This window comes from Wolbachia endosymbiont of Drosophila leontia, from assembly GCF_028981785.1.
Taxonomy (GTDB): Bacteria; Pseudomonadota; Alphaproteobacteria; order Rickettsiales; family Anaplasmataceae; genus Wolbachia; species Wolbachia pipientis.
Genome location: NZ_JAPQLK010000153.1, coordinates 1 through 835 on the forward strand (window position 1 = coordinate 1; position 835 = coordinate 835).

Sequence of the window (835 nt, forward strand, 5' to 3'; positions counted from 1 at the left end):
TCGATACAACTAGAAGCCTGACGCTCACACTCGAGCCTCCTGAGCAAATCTTGTCTGGTGAGCTCCTCTATGGCTGCTTTTAGTTCATTTAGCTTCTGCTCTGCAGAGAAATCTTGCTCCCTGATTTTTCCTTGGAAGATTGAGCTACCGTTTTCGTTATTATCTGAAAAATTTTCCATTATTTTTGCCTCCTCAATAAAATTACTGCCTTTGTTGTTACCTGAAAAGCTTTCCACCATTTTTACTTCCTTCATAAAACTTAATAATTTAATTCTACAGTACTAAATATTTAAGAACTATTAATGTAAAGATGTCAATAAAATTATTTACATTTTTACACTATATATATATTATATCATGTGCTATTTAACCTTTCAATAATATCTTTATCTTTACGGCTTCTTCAAACTCTAGCATGCGCTTTTCTTAAATTATCCTTATTAATATTTGCTTTTGCCTCTATCCCACTTTTTCTTGTAAAGTATTTGATATAGATTTTATTATACTCTTTGGCATAACATTTGTAACATACTTTGTCTATAAATGGAAATTATTATACTTGCAGCTAGACACAATTTGAAATAATTTACACTATAAAGTTAAGGAACGAGATCCCAGTGTCACGCACTGGGATGACAGCAGTCCTACGTCATACCGCGATTCATTCGCGGTATAGATTCCGCTAACAAGTAGCGGAATGACGAATTTTTGTTTTTCAAATTATCGTAAGTCACTTTAGCTATATCAGACAATAGAGGCAGTGCGTAGAGGAGCTCACCAGACAAGATTTGCTCAGGAGGCTCGAGTGTGAGCGTCAGGCTTCTAGTTGTATCGA

The 835-nt window shown here is 34.9% G+C and carries 1 protein-coding gene and 1 pseudogene; both read right to left on the minus strand.

The window, feature by feature from the left end; translation table 11 throughout:
* Positions 1-239: pseudogene (locus OZD63_RS05575) on the minus strand (hypothetical protein); the annotation flags it as partial.
* A 405-nt stretch (positions 240-644) separates the two neighbouring features.
* The coding region (locus OZD63_RS05580) for a hypothetical protein (RefSeq protein ID WP_275008333.1) at positions 645-835 on the minus strand (191 nt) is incomplete at its 5' end.